Annotated in this window: 14 protein-coding genes and 2 tRNA genes; 9 read left to right on the top strand and 7 right to left on the bottom strand. The window is 67.8% G+C overall.

The annotated features are described in order from the left end of the window. Nucleotides 1-358: 358 nt before the first annotated feature. Entirely contained in the window at nt 359-3,388 is a 3,030-nt protein-coding gene (locus ACQFZP_RS08560; RefSeq protein ID WP_211891034.1) for an aminotransferase, read from the top strand. Nucleotides 3,389-3,520: 132 nt separating this feature from the next. Continuing rightward, the gene (gene nhaA, locus ACQFZP_RS08555) at nt 3,521-4,846 is read left to right on the top strand and encodes a Na+/H+ antiporter NhaA (RefSeq protein WP_211891033.1); all 1,326 of its coding nucleotides are present in this window, start codon (nt 3,521-3,523) and stop codon (nt 4,844-4,846) included. Nucleotides 4,847-4,948: 102 nt separating this feature from the next. On the opposite strand, the gene ACQFZP_RS08550 is transcribed toward nhaA, so the two are convergent. From ACQFZP_RS08550 to ACQFZP_RS08535, 4 genes are all read right to left on the bottom strand, one after another. Then, nucleotides 4,949-6,418 carry an alanine/glycine:cation symporter family protein gene (locus ACQFZP_RS08550; protein ID WP_104312978.1) on the bottom strand — a complete coding sequence of 490 codons (1,470 nt, stop codon included), beginning with the start codon at nt 6,416-6,418 and terminating at the stop codon, nt 4,949-4,951. Nucleotides 6,419-6,607: 189 nt separating this feature from the next. Then, nucleotides 6,608-8,644, bottom strand: coding sequence for a PTS fructose transporter subunit IIABC (locus tag ACQFZP_RS08545; RefSeq protein ID WP_179557798.1), 2,037 nt, complete (start codon nt 8,642-8,644; stop codon nt 6,608-6,610). Continuing rightward, nucleotides 8,641-9,648 (bottom strand): 1-phosphofructokinase family hexose kinase, encoded by a 1,008-nt coding sequence (locus ACQFZP_RS08540; protein WP_211891032.1) that lies wholly within the window; start codon nt 9,646-9,648, stop codon nt 8,641-8,643. The genes ACQFZP_RS08545 and ACQFZP_RS08540 overlap by 4 nt, the downstream gene beginning before the upstream one ends. Then, nucleotides 9,645-10,430 carry a DeoR/GlpR family DNA-binding transcription regulator gene (locus ACQFZP_RS08535; RefSeq protein ID WP_104312975.1) on the bottom strand — a complete coding sequence of 262 codons (786 nt, stop codon included), beginning with the start codon at nt 10,428-10,430 and terminating at the stop codon, nt 9,645-9,647. The genes ACQFZP_RS08540 and ACQFZP_RS08535 overlap by 4 nt, the downstream gene beginning before the upstream one ends. A gap of 187 nt (nt 10,431-10,617) precedes the next feature. Here ACQFZP_RS08535 and ACQFZP_RS08530 point away from each other — a divergent pair, with 187 nt between their 5' ends. The 4 genes from ACQFZP_RS08530 (at nt 10,618) to ACQFZP_RS08515 (ending at nt 13,186) form a co-directional block, all read left to right on the top strand. Then, on the top strand, nt 10,618-11,427 hold the full coding sequence (locus ACQFZP_RS08530) for an inositol monophosphatase family protein (RefSeq protein WP_249312355.1): 810 nt from the start codon (nt 10,618-10,620) through the stop codon (nt 11,425-11,427). A 228-nt stretch (nt 11,428-11,655) separates the two neighbouring features. Next, nucleotides 11,656-12,909: a M23 family metallopeptidase gene (locus ACQFZP_RS08525; RefSeq protein ID WP_146080845.1), complete on the top strand. Its 1,254-nt coding sequence runs from the start codon at nt 11,656-11,658 to the stop codon at nt 12,907-12,909. A gap of 96 nt (nt 12,910-13,005) precedes the next feature. After that, nucleotides 13,006-13,080: transfer RNA gene (locus tag ACQFZP_RS08520), tRNA-Thr, on the top strand. A 32-nt stretch (nt 13,081-13,112) separates the two neighbouring features. Beyond that, nucleotides 13,113-13,186: transfer RNA gene (locus ACQFZP_RS08515), tRNA-Met, on the top strand. Nucleotides 13,187-13,291: 105 nt separating this feature from the next. Here the strand turns inward: ACQFZP_RS08515 and ACQFZP_RS08510 are convergent. The 3 genes from ACQFZP_RS08510 to ACQFZP_RS08500 all read right to left on the bottom strand — a co-directional run bounded on the left by ACQFZP_RS08510 (nt 13,292) and on the right by ACQFZP_RS08500 (nt 15,404). Next, nucleotides 13,292-14,065, bottom strand: coding sequence for a potassium channel family protein (locus ACQFZP_RS08510; RefSeq protein ID WP_211891030.1), 774 nt, complete (start codon nt 14,063-14,065; stop codon nt 13,292-13,294). Between the two features lie 93 nt (nt 14,066-14,158). After that, the gene (locus tag ACQFZP_RS08505) at nt 14,159-14,431 is read right to left on the bottom strand and encodes a GlsB/YeaQ/YmgE family stress response membrane protein (protein ID WP_104312971.1); all 273 of its coding nucleotides are present in this window, start codon (nt 14,429-14,431) and stop codon (nt 14,159-14,161) included. Between the two features lie 283 nt (nt 14,432-14,714). Continuing rightward, nucleotides 14,715-15,404 (bottom strand): fasciclin domain-containing protein, encoded by a 690-nt coding sequence (locus tag ACQFZP_RS08500; protein ID WP_104252061.1) that lies wholly within the window; start codon nt 15,402-15,404, stop codon nt 14,715-14,717. A 286-nt stretch (nt 15,405-15,690) separates the two neighbouring features. Here ACQFZP_RS08500 and ACQFZP_RS08495 point away from each other — a divergent pair, with 286 nt between their 5' ends. The 3 genes from ACQFZP_RS08495 (at nt 15,691) to ACQFZP_RS08485 (ending at nt 19,143) form a co-directional block, all read left to right on the top strand. Beyond that, nucleotides 15,691-17,487 (top strand): cytochrome c biogenesis protein CcdA, encoded by a 1,797-nt coding sequence (locus ACQFZP_RS08495; protein ID WP_211891029.1) that lies wholly within the window; start codon nt 15,691-15,693, stop codon nt 17,485-17,487. A 97-nt stretch (nt 17,488-17,584) separates the two neighbouring features. Continuing rightward, nucleotides 17,585-18,145 carry an ECF RNA polymerase sigma factor SigK gene (gene sigK / locus ACQFZP_RS08490; RefSeq protein ID WP_249312354.1) on the top strand — a complete coding sequence of 187 codons (561 nt, stop codon included), beginning with the start codon at nt 17,585-17,587 and terminating at the stop codon, nt 18,143-18,145. Continuing rightward, on the top strand, nt 18,142-19,143 hold the full coding sequence (locus tag ACQFZP_RS08485) for an anti-sigma factor (RefSeq protein ID WP_179557803.1): 1,002 nt from the start codon (nt 18,142-18,144) through the stop codon (nt 19,141-19,143). Before sigK ends, ACQFZP_RS08485 begins: the two co-directional genes overlap by 4 nt. Nucleotides 19,144-19,193 lie beyond the last annotated feature (50 nt).

The following is a 19,193-nucleotide window of genomic DNA, read 5'->3' as shown; positions in this document are numbered from 1 at the left end:
CCAGCGTCGTCGTGGTGCCCTCGTCGAGCATGCTTCGTCGTCGGAGTCTCGGGATGGGTTCCTCGCTTCGGGATGGGTTGCTCCCCATCCCGAAGTGCGGAACCCATCCCCAGCCGCGCACGCTGGGCGTGGTTCGAGCATCGGCGTCCCCCCCCGCTGATGGCTGCAACGGCAGGACCCGCATTCTCGGGCTGGAAGATTCGCTTCGATCGGGGAAAGTTCCCACAACGAAGTGAGGTTTCCAACTCGAAACTCCTGGCGCTGCCGGGTGCTCGCCCTTGACCGCGATGTCGGTGGCCGCCGCTAGCATTGCCTCGGTCCGACCGCGCACCGGTCGGCGACTCGAGGGGGAGCAGTCATGGCCGCATTCGCAGAGGGCATTCCGTCGTTCGCAGAGGGCCTTCCGCGCCCGAACATCACGATCGACGAGGTGCGTCGCATCGCGGCCGAGCTGTACGGCGTCGCTGGTGAGGTTCGCGAGCTCGGCAGCCAGCAGGACCGCAACTTCCTGTTCACCGAGCCGGGTTCACTCCCGCACGCGCCGAGCCGCCGCGTCCTGTTCAAGGTCAGCAACCGGGCCGTGCGCCGCGACGAGATCGAGGCGCAGAACGAGGCCATGCGGCGGATGCACGCGGCGGGCCACCCCTCGCCCGCCCCGCTGCCCAGCGTCAACGGCCACGACATCGAGACGGCCGACGTCGATGGGTCGCCGCACAGCATCCGCCTGCTGACCTTCGTCGAGGGCACGCCCCTCATCGACTTCGAGCACTTCTCCGCCGAAACGATCGCGGCCATGGGCACGCTCGTCGGGCAGGTCGTCGCGACGCTCGCCGGCTTCGAGCATCCCGGTCTCGACCGCGAGCTGCAGTGGGATCTGCGCGTCGGCGAGCAACTCGTCGAGGAGCTCATCGGCTACGTCACCGAGCCCGAACGGCAGGCCTTCGTGCTCGGCGCGCTCGAGGACGTCACGGCCGCGCTGGCTCCCCTCAAGCACGAACTGCCGCTGCAGGCAATCCACGGCGACCTCACCGACGACAACCTCGTCGCGACGGCCGGCGCGCTCGGCCGCCCCGAGCTCTCCGGCATCATCGACTTCGGCGACGTGGGAACGGGGTGGCGCATCGCCGAGCTGGCGGTCGCCTGCACGGCCGTGTTCCACCACGACCCCGCTCGCCCCCTCGCCTTGCTGCCGCTCATCCGCGCCTTCGACGCGGTCGTGCCGCTCACCGACGCCGAGATCGACGCGCTCTGGCCGCTCATCGTGCTCCGGGGCGCGACCCTCGTCGTCAGCGGCCTGCAGCAGGTCGCCATCGACGAGGGCAACGACTACGCCGAGGAGGCCCTCGGGCGCGAGTGGACCATCTTCGCTGTCCCGGCCGCCCTCGACTCGCGCGTCGCGACGGCCGCGATCCGACGAGCACTCGGACGCACGGTCGCGGCAGGGCCAGCCACGGCACCCAAGGGCGCGACGCTCCTCGACCCCGAACTCGCCCGCCGCACCCGCGTCGTCACCCTCGACCACACGAGCACCGCACTGCGCGACGGCTCCTGGCTCGGTGACGAAGGGGCCGAAGCCGAGGCACAGCTGCTGCTGCTCGCCGCCCGCACGGGCGGGGTCGCCGCGACTCGCTTCGGCGAGCCGAGACTCACCCGCTCGGTGGGCGTCTCCCGTGACGCCCCCGCCAACGTCGCCACCGGCGTCGAGCTGTACAGCACAGGCGACCTCGCACTGACGGCACCGTTCTCGGGCCTCGTGTCCTCGGCCGAGGGACACGTCACGCTGACGGACGGCACGCGCACACTCGTGATCGCCGGTGCCCGCGGGCTCGTCGAGGGCCGCTCGCTCGAAGGAGAGAGCGCAGCTGTCCCCACCCGCGTCGACGAGGGTGACCCGTTCGCCGAGATCGCCGGCTGGGCGCAGGTCTCCCTGCAACTCGGCGAGGTGTCGGCGGTGGACGCCGCTGCCGCGCCGGTGCCGCGCTTCGTGACCGCCGAGGAGTTCCCGGCCTGGCTCGCCGTCATCGGCGACCCGAGCGAGCTCATCGGGCTCGCTCCGAGCGGGGACAGAGCTGGAGCCGGAACCGGAGCCGGCGAGACCCTCCGCGCGCGACTCGACACCTACGCGCCCCTGCAGGGCCACTACTACGCGCATCCGCCGCAGTTCGAGCGCGGCTGGCGCGAGATGCTCATCGACACCGCTGGCCGCCACTACCTCGACATGGTCAACAACGTCACGGCCCTCGGCCACGGGCATCCCGTGCTTGCAGACGCGGTCGCGCAGCAGTGGCGCATGCTCAACACCAACTCACGGTTCAACTACGCGTCGGTCGCAGAGCTCTCCCGGCGGCTTCTCGAGACTCTGCCTGACAGCTTCGACACCGTGCTGCTCGTCAACAGCGGCACCGAGGCCGTCGATCTCGCACTCCGGCTCACGAAGGCGTTCACGGGGCGCGACGACGTCGCCTGCGTCGAGGAGTCGTACCACGGCTGGTCGTACGCGGCCGATGCCGTCTCGACGTCGACCTCCGACAACCCGCTCGCCGCCGAGCTGCGCGCGCCCTGGGTGCACGCGCTCGACGCGCCCAACGCCTACCGGGGCACGCATCGTGGTAACGACGCGGGTCAGCGGTACGCGGCGGATGCGCTCGCCGAGCTCGAGCGCCTCGCCGCCGCCGGAACCCCGATCGGCACGTTCATCGCCGAGCCGCGGAACGGCAACGCGGGTGCCATCGAGGTGCCCCCGGGCTACCTCGCCGCCGTCTACGACGCGGTCCGCGCCGGCGGGGGAGTGGTCATCTCCGATGAGGTCCAGGTCGGGTACGGGCGGCAGGGCGACGTCTTCTGGGGCTTCGAACAGCACGCCGGCCCTGACGGCGAGCCCATCGTGCCGGACGTGGTGACCGTTGCGAAGGCCATGGGCAACGGGCATCCGCTCGGCGCCGTCATCACGCGCTCCGAGATCGCCGAGGCTCTCGCTGACCAGGGCACCTTCTTCTCCTCCGCTGGCGGCTCCACGCTCAGCGCGAGGCTCGGCGTGACCGTGCTCGACATCATGCGCGACGACCGGCTGCAAGAGAACGCGCGCGAAATCGGCGGCTACCTGCGCGAGCAGCTGCTGAGTCTCGCAGAGCGGCAACCGCTCATCGGCGCCATCCACGGGCGCGGGCTGTACCAGGGCATCGAGCTGGTGCGCGACCGCGAGACGCTCGAGCCGGCCACGGCCGAGACGCTCGCCCTCTGCGACCGGATGCTCGCCATCGGCATCGTCGTGCAGCCCACCGGCGACCGCGGCAACGTCCTGAAGGTGAAGCCGCCGCTGTGCTTCACGAAGGCGAGCGCCGACACGTTCGTCGCAGCCCTCGACGAGGTCCTCACCCGCGGCCTCTGAACGCCGCGCCGCGTCCGCATGCGCGCTGCGATGCACGCCGGGCGAGCGGTAGACTCGTCTCCCGGTGTGCCGGGAAGTCTGGTCGGCGGCTGTGCCACAACCCGCTGGCCGGTCTCAGACGTCAGGAGAACCATGACAGCACCCGCCACTCGACCGACAGGCTTCGCGCGACTGAACGCGTGGATCATGCGCGAGACCACCGGAGGGGCCCTCCTCCTGTTCGCGGCCGCCATCGCCCTCATCTGGGCGAACTCGCCGTGGCGCGGAGGCTACGAGGCGCTCAGCGCGATCACGATCGGGCCAGCCGCCATCCACCTCGACCTGTCGCTCGCGACCTGGGCGGCTGACGGCCTGCTCGCGGTCTTCTTCTTCACCGTCGGCGTGGAGCTGAAGCACGAGTTCGTCTCGGGCAGCCTCCGCAAGCCGAAGGAGGCGGCGGTGCCAGTCCTCGGCGCCGTCGCGGGCATGGCGATGCCGGCCATCCTCTACGTGATCGCGGTGTCCGTCCTCGGCGACACCTCGGCGCTCCACGGCTGGGCGATCCCGACTGCGACGGACATCGCCTTCGCCCTGGGAGTCCTCGCCATCTTCGGACGCGGCCTCCCGCGCGGAGTCCGCACCTTCCTGCTGACACTCGCGGTCGTCGACGACCTCCTCGCGATCGTCATCATCGCCATCTTCTACACGGCGGGCATCAACCTGCTCGCGCTGCTCGGATCGCTCGTCGCGGTCGGCGTCTTCCTGCTCGTCGTCCGCTCCAAGCGCCCCTCCTGGTGGCTGCTGCTGCCGATCGCGATCATCGCCTGGGTGCTCATGCACGAGGCGGGCGTGCACGCGACCATCGCGGGTGTGCTGCTCGGGTTCTGCGTGCCATCCAAGAAGGTCCATGGCGAGACCGACTCGCGCACGCATCGGTTCGGCGACAAGATCGGTCCGTTCTCGTCGGGCTTCGCGCTGCCCGTCTTCGCGTTCTTCGCCGCCGGTGTGAACATCGTGGACGGTGATGGTCTCGGAGCGGTGGTCTCGCAGCCCGTGTTCATCGCGATCGCAGCGGCACTCGTGCTCGGAAAGCTCATCGGCGTGCTCGGCATGACAGCGCTCGTCGTGAAGCTGACACCGCTGAGGCTCCCCGACGCGATCGGCGTCAGAGACCTGCTCCCGGTCGGCTTCCTCACCGGCATCGGCTTCACGGTCTCGCTGCTCATCGCCGAGCTCTCGTTCCCCGACTCAGAGCACACGGCGGCTGCGAAGCTCGCCGTGCTCGGCGGCAGCCTCCTCGCAGCCGTGCTCGCCGCGATCACGCTGCGCCACGACGCGAAGCGCGCTCGCAGCGACGACATGAACGAGGACGGCATCCCCGACATCGACAGGACACCGATCGGAAGCGACGCCGACGAGTCCGAGATCGATGCCCACGTCGACAGGCGCGACACGCAGCCGCACACCAAGGAGAGCTGACTCCAGCGCCAACCGAGAAGAGCCGGGCCCGCATCCACGTATCAGTGGATGCGGGCCCGGCTCTGTTCTGCGCGGCAGGTGCGCTGCGTCAGCTGCGCCGGATCAGCCGCGCGCCTTGGCTTCGTCGACGACGGTGACGGGGCCCGTCACGCTGAGCTCGTTCTCCCAGCAGTGCACTCCCTGGAGCTCCGGGAGCCGTGAGCGCGTGAAGACGGGATCCTTGCCCAGCTTGCGCTGATCGGTGTAGTCCTTCAGCAGCTTGAAGGCCACGCCGGAGAGGAGGCCGATGGCGACGAGGTTCACGAGCGCCATGAGCCCCATGATGCCATCTGCCGTGTTCCAGATGAGGTCGGCCGAGGCGATGGATCCGAGGAGGACGACGGCCACGACGGCGAAGCGGTAGACGCGGAGCACGGTCTTGTTCGGGTTGATGAACTCGATGTTCGATTCGCCGTAGTAGTAGTTGCCGATGATCGAGCTGAACGCGAGCAGGAAGATGATGATGCTCAGCAGGATGTTCGACCACGGCCCAAGCGCCCCGACGACGGCCGCTTGCGTGAGGGCGATTCCTCGTTCCGCCCCCGCGAGGTCCGGTGTCGAGACGAGGACGATGAATGCGGTGATCGAGCAGACCAGGAACGTGTCGAAGTAGACGCCGAGGGTCTGCACGAGGCCCTGCTTGACGGGGTGGGTGACTGCCGCGCTGGCGCCGGCGTTCGGCGCTGAGCCGAGGCCTGCCTCGTTGGAGAACATGCCTCGCTTGACGCCGGTCATGATGATGGTGCCCACGGTGGCGCCGAGCACCTCGTTGAAGCCGAACGCCTGGGTGAAGATCTGACCGAACACGACCGGGAGCTGGTCGATGTTCATGCCGACGATGACGATACCCATGAGCAGGTACATGAGGGCCATGAGGGGCACGACGGCCTGCGTGATCGAGGCGATGCGGTGCACGCCGCCGAAGATGACGAGTGCCGTCAGGATGGCGAGGACGATGCCGACGACCCACGGGATCCAGCTGACGTCGCCGTCGAAGCTCGCGGAGACGGTCGCCGAGATGGTGTTCGCCTGGAGGGAGCTGAAGGCGAAGGGGAAGCAGATGACGAGGATGACGGCGAAGAGGATGCCCATCCAGCGTGACTTGAGCCCGTACTGCATGTAGTAGGCGGGCCCGCCGCGGAAGCTGTCCTTGTCGCGCACCTTGTAGAGCTGCCCGAGCGTGGACTCCACGAAGCTCGACGCGCCGCCGATGAACGCCATCGCCCACATCCAGAACACCGCGCCTGGTCCGCCGATGGCGATCGCGGTGCCGACGCCGGCGATGTTGCCGACTCCGACTCGCGATGCGGCGGAGATCGTGAATGCCTGGAACGCGGAGACCGACTGCGGTTCGCCCGCCTCGTTGAGGGGGGTCTTGTTCGTGAGGGTACGGAACATCTCCGGGATGAGGCGGAACTGGACCACGCCGGAGCGGATGGTGAAGTACACACCGAGCAGGGCCAGGATGGGCAGCACTGCCCACGTCCACAGCAAGTCACCGCCGGCGAGTATGAGTTCGTTGATGAAGTCCATAGTGTGAGTATGCCCGCAGGGAAGTTTCGCTGGAGTAACGATGCGGACTACTCGGATGGACGAGTGTGAGGGCGTGGCCGCACCTCAACGAGTCTCGGGATGGGTCCCGCGCTTCCGGATGGGGTGCAACCCATCTCGAAGCGTGGAACCCATCCCGAGTCAGAGGGAGACGTCCGCGACGCGAGCGACCTAGTGCGCGAGCTCGCCCTGCAGCGAGGCGGCGACTGGCACGTCGGCGTCGACCGGGGCCTTGCGCACCCACTTCTTGAGGGCGATGACGGTGAGGCCGGAGATGACGGTTCCGATGAGGATCGCGAGCACGAACCAGAGCAGGTTGCCGATGGCGAAGAACACGAAGATTCCGCCGTGGGGTGCCTGCGAGGTGACGCCCGTGGCCATGGTGATGGCGCCGGTGGCGGCACCACCGAGGATGCTCGCGGGGATCACACGCAGCGGGTCGGCTGCGGCGAACGGGATGGCGCCTTCGGAGATGAAGGCTGCACCGAGGAGCCAGGCCGCGCGGCCGTTCTCCTTCTCCACGGGGGAGAAGAGGCGCGGTGCGATGGTGGTGGCGAGTGCCATGGCGAGCGGCGGGACCATGCCGGCTGCCATGACGGTGGCCATGATCATCCAGGGTGCCTGGTTGTCGAAGGATCCGGCGCCGAGGCCGGCGACTGCGAACGCGTAGGCGACCTTGTTGACGGGGCCTCCGAGGTCGAAGCACATCATGGTGCCGAGGATGATGCCGAGGAGCACGGCGCTGGCGCCGGTGAGGCCGGTGAGCCAGGTGTTGAGGCCGTTGGTGAGGGCCGCGATGGGGCCGCCGAGGAGGATGACCATGAGGCCGGAGGCGATGATGGAGCCGACGAGCGGGATGATGACGACCGGCATGAGGCCGCGCATCCAGCGGGGCACGTTCCACGAGCCGATCCAGTAGGCCGCGCCACCTGCGATGAGGCCACCGACGATGCCGCCGATGAAGCCGGCGCCCATGATGCCTGCGACGGCACCGGCGACGAAGCCGGGCGCGATGCCTGGGCGGTCGGCGATGGCGTAGGCGATGTAGCCGGCGAGGGCTGGCACGAGGAAGCCCATGGAGGCTTGCCCGATGGCGGATGCGACTGCGCCGAGGTAGACGAGGAGGCCCGAGCGGGTTGCTTCGTCTGGCGGCAGGTTGAAGAGCGAGTTCTGCAGGATGATGTCGGTGTTGCGGCCGTCGCTGACGATGTCGTAGCCGCCGAGGAGGAAGCCGAGGGCGATGAGGAGGCCGCCACCTGCGACGAACGGGATCATGTAGCTGACGCCGGTGAGCAGCCAGCGCTTGATGCGGGCGCCGACGCTCTCATTGGCGTTGTTCTCGGAGGCTTCGCTGGAGTCGGCGGCCGGGACGCGCTTGGCGTTCGGGTCCTTGGCTGCGGCGACGGCCTCGCCCAGCAGCTCGTCCGGGTGGTCGATGCCGCGCTTCACGGGCGACTGCACGACGGGCTTGCCGGCGAAGCGGCCGCGGTCGCGCACGTCGACGTCGTTGGCGAAGATGACGGCGTCTGCACGCTTGATGATGGCGGGGTCGAGGGGCGTGACCTTGGAGGAGCCCTGCGGCTCTACGTAGAACTCGATGCCCATCTCCTTGGCCTTCGCGGTGAGCGCATCCGCTGACATGAAGGTGTGGGCGATGCCGGTGGCGCAGGACGTGACGGCGACGATGACGGGGCCGGTGGATGCTCCGCTCGCGGCAGGAGCCGCGGGTGCGGCAGCAGCTGCCGGTTTCGCTTCCTCGGGCTCGAGCGCCTTCTCGACGATCGCGACGATCTCTTCCGGGGTGGTCGCGGCGCGGAGCGAGTCGTTGAACTCGGGGACCATGAGGGAGCGGGCGAGCTTGGAGAGCATCTGGAGGTGCTCGTCGTGGGCGCCGTCGGGGGCGGCGATGAAGAAGACGAGGTCGCTTGGCCCGTCGTGGGCGCCGAAGTCGACACCCGGGTTGAGGCGCGACATGGCGAGCGTGGCCTCGGTGACGGCGCCGGAGCGGCAGTGCGGGATGGCGATGCCGCCGGGCACGCCGGTTGCTCCCTGTTCTTCGCGGGCGAGGGCGTCGGCGGCGAGCCCTGCGGCGTCGGTCGCGCGGCCCTGCGAGACGACGCGTTCGGCGAGGTTGCGGATGACATCGGTCTTGTCCGCACCCAGGTCGACGTCGAGGGCGACGAGCCCTGGCGTGATGTAGGTGGTCATGATGCGTTCTCCTTGGTGCTGGTTGCGATGCTGTTGCTGTGTTCGCCGGTGGTGGCGAGGTGGTCGATGCGGACGAGGTCCGGCTGTGTCTGCTCGGGGGACGGGACTCCGCTGCCGGGGAGGGAAGCTGCGGCGCTTCCGTGGGCGACGGCTTGGGCGAGGGCGCGTTCGGGGGTGGCCCCGGTGACGCTCGCGAGCAGGTAGCCGGCGAGCGACGAGTCGCCTGCTCCGACGGTGCTGCGCACGCGAGTGGGTGGCGGGGTGGCGAAGAGGCTGGTGGTGGCGTCTCGGTAGATGGCGCCTGCTCCTCCGAGGGTGGCGAGCACGGCGTCGGCTCCCCGTTCGAGGGCTCTCCCCGCAGCGTCGGCGGCGAGCTGCGGGTCGGCTTCGAGGGTGTCTCCGTCGGAGATGCCGCTCAGGTCGGCGAGCTCGAAGGCGTTCGGCTTGATGAGCTGCACGCGGGTTCCGGATGCGAGGAGTGCTTCGAGCGGGGCGTCTGAGCTGTCGACGGCGACGCGCGGTGATGCGTCGCCGAGCTCGGCGCGAACGGCCTCGATGAGCGTTGCGTAGAAGGAGGAGTCGACTCCGAGCGGCAGGGAGCCCGCGAGGACAAGCCAGTCGGCGCCGTGGGATGCGGCGACGACGGCGGCGACGAGGGCGGCTGCTTCTTCGGCGCTGAGGTGCGGGCCGGGCTCGTTGAGCTTGGTGGTGGTGCCGTCGGTCTCGGTGACGGCGAAGTTGGTGCGCACCTTGCCCTCGATGCGGACGGGGAGCATCCGGAGCCCCTCGGCTTCGACGAGGTGCGTGAAGTCGTCGTCTGCGGATGCGGGGAAGATGGCGAGGTTGTCGAGCTTGGAGGCGCGGAGGGCGCGGGAGACGTTGATGCCCTTGCCGCCCGCCTGCGACTCGCTGCCGGTGAGTCGCTGGACTTCACCTCGAGCGAGCGGGTGGGGGAGGGCGAGGGTCTTGTCGATTGCTGGGTTGGCGGTGACGGTGACGATCATGCGAGCACTGCTTCCACGTCGTTCTCGGTGAGCGCGGCGGCGAGTGCCGCACGCGGGGGCTGGTCGGTGACCAGGGCATCGACGCTGGAGAGCGGCGCGATGTGGGTGAGGGCGTCTTGGTCGAACTTGGAGGCGTCGACGGCGACGACCACACGGCGGGCGCCTCGGCACATGGCCGACTTCACTGCCGCCTCGTCGGGGTCTGGGGTGCTGAGCCCGAATTCGGCGCTGATGCCGTTGGTGCCGACGAAGGCGAGGTCGGGGCGGAGCGCGGCGAGCTGGGCGAGGGCGCTCGGGCCGACGGCGGCGCTCGTGAGGCCTCGCACTCGCCCGCCGATGGCGATCGTCGTGAGCTCGCTGTGCGCCGCGAGGAGCGCGAGGATGGGCAGGGAGTTGCTGATGACCTGCAGCTTCGCGAGCTCGTCTGAGGGTCGTCGCACGAGGGCCGCGGCGATCTCGGCGGTGGTCGTCCCGGCGTCGATGAGGATGGACCCGGTGAAGCCGCGGGGGATGAGGCGCTCGGCGGCTTCGCCGATGCTCACCTTGGCGTCGTGGTTGAGCGGCTGCCGTTCGGCGACGGCGGTCTCGGCGAGGCTGCCGAGGGAGTTGCTGACGGCTCCGCCGTGGACTCGTCTGACGAGGTTCTCGAGCTCGAGCTGGTCGAGGTCGCGGCGGATGGTCTCTGGTGTGACGTCGAGGTCGCCCGCGAGTTCCCGCACGGCGACTTTCCCGTGCTGGGTGATGCGTTCGAGGATGAGCGCGTGCCGCTCCGTTGCGTACATGGATGCTCCTGTGCGATCCGGGTGTTGGTTCTGGTGGAGAGCGTACGCCCGAAGCAGACGTAAAACAAGAGAAACAAACATAAACACAGAATCAACCCGTGAAGGGCGCGCTTGCTACGCTCCAGCGGTGACCCAACGCGACGCTTCCTCACCTGCACCAGACGCCGATCAGTTCGCTCCCGAGCAGCTGCGGGAGCTCCTCGACATCGCGGTGACGCTCGCGACGGAGGCCGGCGAGCTCGTGGCTGCGCGCCGGAAGGAAGGCGTGGCGGTCGCCGACACGAAGTCGTCGTCGGTGGACATCGTCACCGCATCTGACCGGGAATCAGAGGCCCACATCCGCCGCCGTCTCGAGGAGCTCCGCCCTGGCGATGGCTTCTTCGGTGAGGAATCAGACGCCACGGCAAGCGAGACGGGACTGACCTGGGTGGTCGACCCCATCGATGGCACCGTCAACTACCTCTACGGCTACCCGAACTACGCGGTGAGCGTCGCGGTCGTTCTCGGCGATCCAGGTTCTGAGCCCTCGAGCTTCACCGCGCTCGCCTCAGCCGTCGTCAACCCGGAAGGTCGCGAGTCCTTCACCGCCATGCGTGGGCAGGGGTCCTGGTGCAACGGCGAGCGGCTGCACGTGGACGCGGCCCCGCCTCTCGAGCTCGCTCTCGTCGGCACGGGCTTCAGCTACTCGGCCGAGCGTCGTGTGCAGCAGGCGGAGCAGTGGACGACGCTTGCCGGTCGCGTGCGCGACCTGCGCCGCGTGGGCGCCGCATCCCTTGATCTCTGCAACATCGCGATCAATCGGCTGGATGCGTACTACGAGTCGGGGCTGAACCCGTGGGATCACGCGGGGGCGGCGCTGGTCGCCCGCGAGGCCGGCGCGGTCGTCGTGGGCGAGGCGATGGGGCGCGAAGGGCGCCGCCTGATCATCGCGGCCAAGCCGGGTCTCGAGGTCGAGCTGGCCGATCTGGTCACGGTGCTTCCTGGGGTTGGCCTCTGAATCCGTGATGGTGGCACGCCCGGGGTGCGCTGGACAGCAAGAATTACGCCCGACTTGGAACGTCGTTGGCTCCCGCGCCTTCCCGCGTGATTGCTGGCCACGCGGCCGATGGGCCGACCCTCGCGACGGGCCACACAGAGCCTCGATTCTCCGGAGACCTTGAAGTTTCCGTGACCTGCGCGTTACTATTTACCAGTTCGTTATAAACCGCGGTAAGGATATGAATCGTTGACTTCCCTTCTCACATCGGGCCAGGAGCAGGCTCAGCCGGCGCCCATGACCCGTCGAGAACTCCGCGAAGCAGAGCGTCTCGCATCGCTCGCGGCTAGCGCGCCAGAGGCAACGCCGGAGGCATTCACCTCCCGCCGTGCCCGCCGCGAGGCGGAGCGCACCTCGACTCCAGTGCAGACGGCCCCCGTCATCACCGCGGCCCTTGCGCCGCAGGTCGTGTCGATCGCCGAGGCGGCGCCCGTCGTCTCCGCACCTGCACCGGCCCCCGCGTCCATCGTCACGCCGAGCATCGCCGAAGTCGCGCAGATCCGCTCCGACGAGACCGAGTCGACCGCTCGCATCGAGCGCGCTTCGGTCGCGGTCCTCGAAGTGCCGCTGAGCTTCGCACGCAACGAAGAGGCTCTTCGCCCCGAGGTCGACAGCAAGACCGGCCGCCGCGGCCTCGTCCGCGTCAAGAACTCAGAGTCGTCGCACAAGAAGCGCGGCGCCCTCCTCCGCGGCGCGGCAGGCGTCACGGCACTCGGCTTCGCGGCGACCATCGCCGTCGTCTCGACGATGCCCGCCAACGCGACCTCCACTCAGGAAGACCAGGTCGCAGGCGACAGCGCAGCAGCGCTCGCCGACGCCGTCTCCTCGGTTCCCGGCCAGACCCTCACGGTCTCCGGTGGCGAAGGCACGACGGTCGAGCGCGAAGACGCGTACGCCGTCACCACGATGGGGTCGGCTACAGCCGCCAACCTCATGAGCCTCGTCGACCGTGGCACCTACAAGAACGACCTGTCCTCGACCGTGCAGTGGCCGTTCCCGGTCGGCGTCGCGATCACCGACGACTTCGGTCCTCGCGTCTCGCCCGGTGGCATCGGCAGCACGAACCACATGGGCATCGACTTCGCACCCGCTCAGGGCACGCCGATCGGCTCGATCGCCGGCGGCACCGTCAAGAGCGTCACCCCGACCGACAACGGCGGCCTCGGCGTGCACGTCATCGTCGAGCACGTCATCAACGGGCAGAGCTACGAGAGCGTCTACGGCCACATGCTGACCGGCTCCATCGCGGTCAAGGTCGGCGACGTCGTCAAGGTCGGCGACGAGCTCGGCAAGGTCGGCAACACGGGCGCATCCACTGGCCCCCACCTGCACCTCGAGGTGCACACGGCGGACGGCAACAAGATCGACCCGATCGCCTTCCTCACGCAGTTCAACGTGGTTTCCACGGTCGTCACGATGCCAGGCGAAAGCGCTGGCGCGTAACACGCGGTCCACGACGAGGGTCGTGTTCTCACGGGGTTCCGTGAGGTGCTATCCTCATCTGGTGCCATTCCGAGCCACAAGCTCGATTGGCATCTCGCCCCGATAGCTCAGTGGTAGAGCACTTCCATGGTAAGGAAGGGGTCGTCGGTTCAAACCCGACTCGGGGCTCCATTCTGGAGCAGGTGTCTGTTGCAGAAACCCTTGGCTGGGTAGCTCAGTTGGTGAGAGCGCACGACTCATAATCGTGAGGTCGAGAGTTCGAATCTCTCTCCAGCTACAAACAAAGACCCGGTTGCCTTCTGGCGGCCGGGTCTTTCGCGTCGGCGGGTCTTATGTGTTGGCCGGTCTTTGGCGTCGGCCCGGTCGGGCTAGGCTCAAGGCGTCAGCGAGCGGCCTGGCCCTGGCCCTGGCCCTGGCCCTGGCCCTGGCCCTGGCCCTGGGCCGTCGCCTCGGCTTCGCCCGGCACCTTCGCTGTCAGCTTCGCTGCGATCGTGTGCGCGTCTTCGCGGATGGCCGACATGATCGTCGCGCTCACGAAGCCTACGATGAGCACGCCGGAGACCATGAGGGAGACGGCGAGCGCGCGCCCCGCGATCGTGACGGGTGTGAAGTCGCCGTAGCCGACCGTCGTTATGGTGGTGAACCCCCACCAGAGGGCGTCGCCCATGCTCAGGATGTTCGCGCCTGAGGTGTTGTGTTCGACGAGGTACACGCCGAGCGAGGCCGTGTATACGTACAGGAGCGACGCGATCGAGACGGCGAGGACGTTGCGGGTGCGCTTGGCCCTCGCGCCGCCGCCTCGGAAGAACGGCAGCCGCCAGAGGTACGTGACGATGAGGAACGGTCGCAGGATCACGACGAATAGCGACAGCAGGTCGAACCATCGGGATCTGACGAAGGTGAGCTTGGCGGGGCTGACCAGGAGACGCACGACGAACTCGGCGATGAAGAGCATCCAGCTGACCGACACGACCGTCGTGAGCTGGCCCTGCGCATCCGTCGGCAGCTGCACGTCGATGAGCAGGATGGACGAGGCCGCGAAGAAGGCGACAGCCACAAAGAACATCGGCAGCGCCGTCAACTGCTCCCAGCGTTCGAGTGCGCGCCAGCGGGCCGCTGCACGGTCGGGGTGGGGGATGGTCGCGCTCGGGGTCATGCATCGAGCGAACCACAGCTAGCCACGAGAGCGCGAGCGCAAACAACAGCGGACCCCGGCCGAAGCCGAGGTCCGCTGTTGAGGTCGTACGGGTTACGCCTTGTTCTTGCTGCCGCGGCTTGTGATGAAGCCCCAGATGACGAGCACGATGAGCGACCCGCCGATGGCGAGGAGCCAGCTGCTCAGCGAGAAGAACGAGTCGACGTCAGCGCCGAAGAGCGCCGTGCCGATCCATCCACCCAGCAGTGCGCCGATGACGCCGAGGATGAGGGTTGCGATCCATCCGCCGCCCTGCTTGCCGGGCAGGATGAGCTTCGCGATGGCCCCGGCGATGAGTCCGAGAAGGAGGAATGCGAGGAATCCCATGAGAGCTCCAAAGTTCGATGTTGACTGTAGTCGCCGGTGTCGGACGCTGGCCGCCCCTTGTGGCGCTTGTGGCGCTCAGCGGTGCAGCCAGGCTCTTCACCGGACAGTCCATTGTGGACCCCGGATATCGGTATATGGAAATCCTGTGCGCAAACACTCGGAAAGCCGTGCTCTTCCTGTGATAGTCGCGGTCATATCCGCCAAATGCGCGAAAAGAATCAGAGAAAGGCCCCGGATGCAAGATCCGGGGCCTTATCTGTTATTTGTGTTAGTGGGTACTGCCTTACATCTTCGACGGCGGCATGAGCACCGAGTCGATCAGGTAGACAGTCGCGTTGGCCGTCTGGACTCCACCGCAGATGACCTTGGCGCCACCGGCACCGACGGTCAGGTCGTCGCCCGAGCCCTCAACGGTGACGGTCTCGCCCTGGACGGTCGTGTGCTCGCCAGCGATCTCGTCAGGCAGGATCTGTCCCTCGACGACGTGGTAGGTCAGGATGCCCGAGAGCAGGTCCGCGTCGGTCTTGAGCGTCTCGATCGTGCCGGCATCGATCTTGCCGAAGGCCTCATCCACCGGTGCGAACACCGTGAACTCGCCACCGTTCAGCGTCGAGACGAGGTCGACATCAGGGTTGAGCTGTCCGGAGACCGCTGCGGTGAGCTGCGTGAGCAGCGGGTTGTTGGAGGCCGCGACCGCAACCGGGTCCTGGGACATGCCCTGAACCGAGCCAGCGCCGTCCGGCACCTGTGCCGCGTAGTCCGCGCAGCCGGGGCCAACGAGGTTGGCGGCTGGGTCCATCGTCTCCATGGAGGTCTCCATGGGCGACTCCATGGTCGTCTCCATGGGGGACGCTTCCATCGAGGCGTCAGGCTCAGCCGTGGGGGCCGAGTTCGAGCAGGCTGCCAGGCCGAAGGTCGAGATGGCCGCCAGCGAGAGGAGGGCGAGTGAGCCCTTCCTGGTGATAGTGCGCATAACTTCACTCCTCATTTCTCGGCCGGTGGGCCGGAGCCGCATCCGTTGCGGTTCACTGAGACATTCGGAGGCCCTCCCGGGACGGATTGGAAAAGTTCGGAATAAATTCTGCGGCGTCGCAATCGCGGGTTTCGAGTCCTTACATATGGGTGCCCCTCCGAGGCCCGGGATGTGACCTCCTCCAGCAACAGAAGAGGTGGTGAGACCAAACCGAAACGGACACCGCTCCGAACTCCGTTCACAGGCATAACTGACCGCCTGACAGCCACGCTGCAGGGAGCGCAACATGATCTCGCTAGGACTCATCGGCTTCCTCGGAGGCCTCATCACGGGAATATCGCCGTGCATCCTCCCGGTGCTGCCCGTCATCTTCTTCTCGGGCGGCGTGCAGGGTGCGCGCAGCGACGAGGAGATGCAAGCCGAGGCCCAGGATCCCGGGGCCGATGGGCCCGACGAGGGCACGCTCAAGACGAGAGTCAAGAGCGAGCAGAAGACGAAGCGGCGCGCATCCGCCCGTCCGTACCTCGTCATCCTGGGCCTCGTTACAAGCTTCAGCGTCTTCACGCTGCTCGGCTCGCTGCTCCTCAGCCTCCTGGGCCTCCCCCAGGATGTGCTCCGCTGGGCGGGCATCATCGTGCTGGTGCTCATCGGAGTCGGCCTCATCGTGCCGAAGTTCGAGCACCTCCTCGAGAAGCCGTTCTCGTGGATCCCGCAGAAGCAGGTCAACACCGACCGCGGCGGCTTCCTCCTCGGCATCGCCCTCGGCGCCGTCTACGTGCCGTGCGCCGGCCCCGTGCTCGCCGCCATCACGGTTGCAGGCTCGACCGGCCAGATCGGCATCGAGACGGTCATCCTCACGGTGACCTTCGGCATCGGTGCGGCGATCCCGCTCCTCATCTTCGCCCTCGCCGGGCGCCGGGTGGGCGAGCGCGTCAAGTCGTTCCGCAAGCACCAGCGCGGCATCCGCATCACGGCCGGCGTCGTCATGATCGCCCTCGCGATCGGCCTCGTCTTCAACCTCCCACAGCTGCTCCAGCGCCTCGTCCCCGACTACACGGCGGGCCTGCAGGAGCAGTTCAACTCGAACGAGCAGGTCGAAGAGGCCCTCGCGTTCGGCGGCCTCGTCAACGACCAGAACGAGCAGCTCACCAACTGCACGCCCGGCGATCCTGAGCTCGGCGACTGCGGTCCCGCGCCCGAGATCCTCGACATCCAGGAGTGGATGAACACTCCCGACGGCGAAGAGGTGCAGCTCGCAGCGCAGGCAGCTGAGGGCAAGGTCGTGCTCATCGACTTCTGGGCCTACTCCTGCATCAACTGCATCCGCTCGATCCCTCACGTCACCGCCTGGGACCAGGCCTACAAGGACGCCGGCCTGCAGGTCATCGGCATCCACTCGCCCGAGTACGCCTTCGAGAAGGAAGCATCCAACGTCTCAAACGCGATCGACGAGTTCGGCATCGAGTACCCCGTCGCACTCGACAACAACCTCGGCACGTGGACGAACTACCGCAACCGCTACTGGCCAGCCCACTACCTGATCGACGCGAGCGGCACCGTCCGCGCCATCCACTTCGGTGAGGGCGGATACGCGGAGACCGAGGCGCAGATCCGCGACCTCCTCAAGGAAGCCAACCCCGACGTGCAGCTGCCGGGTGAGACCGACACCTCGGACACGACGCCCGAGCTCGGAAGCACGACCCCCGAGACCTACCTGATGCCGACGAAGGTCGTCAACTACGCAGGTGAGGGCGATTACGGCCAGGGCGACCGCAGCTTCACGTTCCCCGCCGAGCAGCAGCAGGACACGTTCTCCCTCGAAGGCGACTTCAACCTCGACTCGCAGGGCATCAGAAGCGACGACGAGGGCAAGATCAAGCTCTCGTACACGGCCTCGACCATCCGGATGGTGCTCGGCGGATCGGGCACGGTGACCGTCGACGACGGCACGGGCCCCCGCGAGATCCAGGTCGAAGGCAACCCAGGCTCGTACCTCCTCTTCGAAGGGGACCAGAGCAAGCAGGGAGAGCTGACCGTGACGCTGGGGGGTGGCGTGGATGCTTACTCATTCACCTTCGGTTGAGGCCAGGCCGAACGACCCAGCCCCCACCAGAGCTCCCGCTGATTCACAGGTTGAAGTCAACCGAATTCGCGAAAGCTTCGAGAGATGGCAAGCTGAGCTGGTGAGCGAAGCCATCGGAGAGATAGAGGAACTTCTCGTGCGTACCGCCACAGGAAGCAAGGAAGCCTTCTCCACCCTCTACGACCTCATGGCCCCGCGAGTTCTGGGGCTGATCCGGCGAGTGCTTGTCGACCAGGCGCAATCCGAAGAGGTCGCACAGGAAGTGCTGCTGGAGATCTGGCAGACCGCCGCGTCGTACTCGCCGAGCAAGGGCAAGGCGACCACCTGGATGCTGACTGTCGCGCACCGCAGAGCCATCGACCGGGTGCGTGCATCCCAGGCGTCGAAGGACCGTGACCTGAAGATCGGGGTGCGGGACTTCGAAGGGGAACGCGACGACGTCGCCGAATCCGCGGAGATCAGCATCGAGCACAAGCGCGCACAGCAGGCGCTCGCGAAGCTCAGCGATCAACAACGTGAAGCCGTCACCCTTGCCTACTACGGGGGTCTCACGCAGAGTGAGATCGCGGAACGGCTCGAGGTGCCGCTCGGCACGGTGAAGACGAGAATCAGAGACGGAATGAATCGGCTGCGACGAGAGTTGGGGGTGGAGTCATGAGCAACGAACAGGATCGCGAACGCGAAGAGCTCGAGCAGCTGCTTGCTGCAGAGGCGCTCTCCGCCAACGACTTCGACGATGCCGCCGACCGGGCGCTGCTCAACAAGCTCCTGGAAGACGGCGAGCTCTCCGAGGAGTTCGAGAGCTACCAGGAAGCCGCAGCCCAGCTCGCGCTGGCCACGGACCCCATCCGACCGCCCCTCTCCATGAAGGACTCGCTGTTCGCGAAGCTCGACAGCTTCCCGCAGCAGAACCCGATCGGCGACGAGCGGGATGCGACGTCCTCCGCCGATGCCTCGGACGCGACCGGAGTGCCTTCGCGCGCCGACGTGGCGAACGAAGACACCGACGGCGAGGGACGGCGCAAGCTATCCCTCGTCCCGGAGCCGCAGACCGACGAGGACGACGATCGTGATCTCCACGACGATCGTCGCGTCGCCTCGGCTGGCGGGGGCGCATCCAGCACCGGCCACGGCGAGGACGACTTCGGTCCCGTCGAGACGCGTGCCCGTGGCCGTTGGTTCCGCAGCAGCGCACAGGCGATGTTCGCGGCAACCGCGGCCGTCGTGCTGGCCGTCGGCCTGTTCCTCGGCGGAGGCTTCGCCTTCGGCGGGTTCGGGCAGGATGGGCAGGAGCCGCCGACCGCCGACGGTGACGTCGCGCTGATCCTCGCCGCCCCCGACGTCGACAGCGCCCGCACCGAGGTCGCCGGCGGCGGGACCGTCACCGTCTACTGGTCCGAGGAACTCGGCCAGTCGGCGGTCGTCGCCCACGGCATGGCCCAGCTGCCAGCTGAGAACGACTACGAGCTCTGGTACATCGACGGCGAGGGGCCGGCACCTGCCGGCATCCTGACGATGGCCGACGGATCCCCTGCAGTGCGCGTGCTCGACGGCACATTCGCGCCCGGCATGGCCGTCGGTGTCACCGTCGAGTCGAAGGGCGGCTCGGAGACGGGCCTCCCCACCACCGACCCGGTCGCGGTCGTGCAGAGCTAGACGCCGAGCAGAGGACAGCCGGAAAGACCCTCGAGCGGCTCGGCCGCTCG

Source organism: Pseudoclavibacter sp. Marseille-Q434 (genome assembly GCF_050315415.1).
In the GTDB taxonomy this organism is placed as follows: Bacteria; Actinomycetota; Actinomycetes; order Actinomycetales; family Microbacteriaceae; genus Pseudoclavibacter.
This window is presented reverse-complemented; position numbering and strand designations above follow the sequence as displayed.

Coding starts and splice junctions, on each gene's coding strand:
- ACQFZP_RS08510 (WP_211891030.1), bottom strand. CDS start 14,065: ATGACCCCGAGCGCGACCATCCCCCACCCCGACCGTGCAGCGGCCCGC.
- ACQFZP_RS08505 (WP_104312971.1), bottom strand. CDS start 14,431: ATGGGATTCCTCGCATTCCTCCTTCTCGGACTCATCGCCGGGGCCATC.
- ACQFZP_RS08485 (WP_179557803.1), top strand. CDS start 18,142: ATGAGCAACGAACAGGATCGCGAACGCGAAGAGCTCGAGCAGCTGCTT.
- ACQFZP_RS08500 (WP_104252061.1), bottom strand. CDS start 15,404: ATGCGCACTATCACCAGGAAGGGCTCACTCGCCCTCCTCTCGCTGGCG.
- ACQFZP_RS08545 (WP_179557798.1), bottom strand. CDS start 8,644: ATGACCACCTACATCACGCCAGGGCTCGTCGCCCTCGACGTCGACCTG.
- ACQFZP_RS08560 (WP_211891034.1), top strand. CDS start 359: ATGGCCGCATTCGCAGAGGGCATTCCGTCGTTCGCAGAGGGCCTTCCG.
- ACQFZP_RS08535 (WP_104312975.1), bottom strand. CDS start 10,430: ATGTACGCAACGGAGCGGCACGCGCTCATCCTCGAACGCATCACCCAG.
- ACQFZP_RS08550 (WP_104312978.1), bottom strand. CDS start 6,418: ATGGACTTCATCAACGAACTCATACTCGCCGGCGGTGACTTGCTGTGG.
- ACQFZP_RS08495 (WP_211891029.1), top strand. CDS start 15,691: ATGATCTCGCTAGGACTCATCGGCTTCCTCGGAGGCCTCATCACGGGA.
- nhaA (WP_211891033.1), top strand. CDS start 3,521: ATGACAGCACCCGCCACTCGACCGACAGGCTTCGCGCGACTGAACGCG.
- ACQFZP_RS08540 (WP_211891032.1), bottom strand. CDS start 9,648: ATGATCGTCACCGTCACCGCCAACCCAGCAATCGACAAGACCCTCGCC.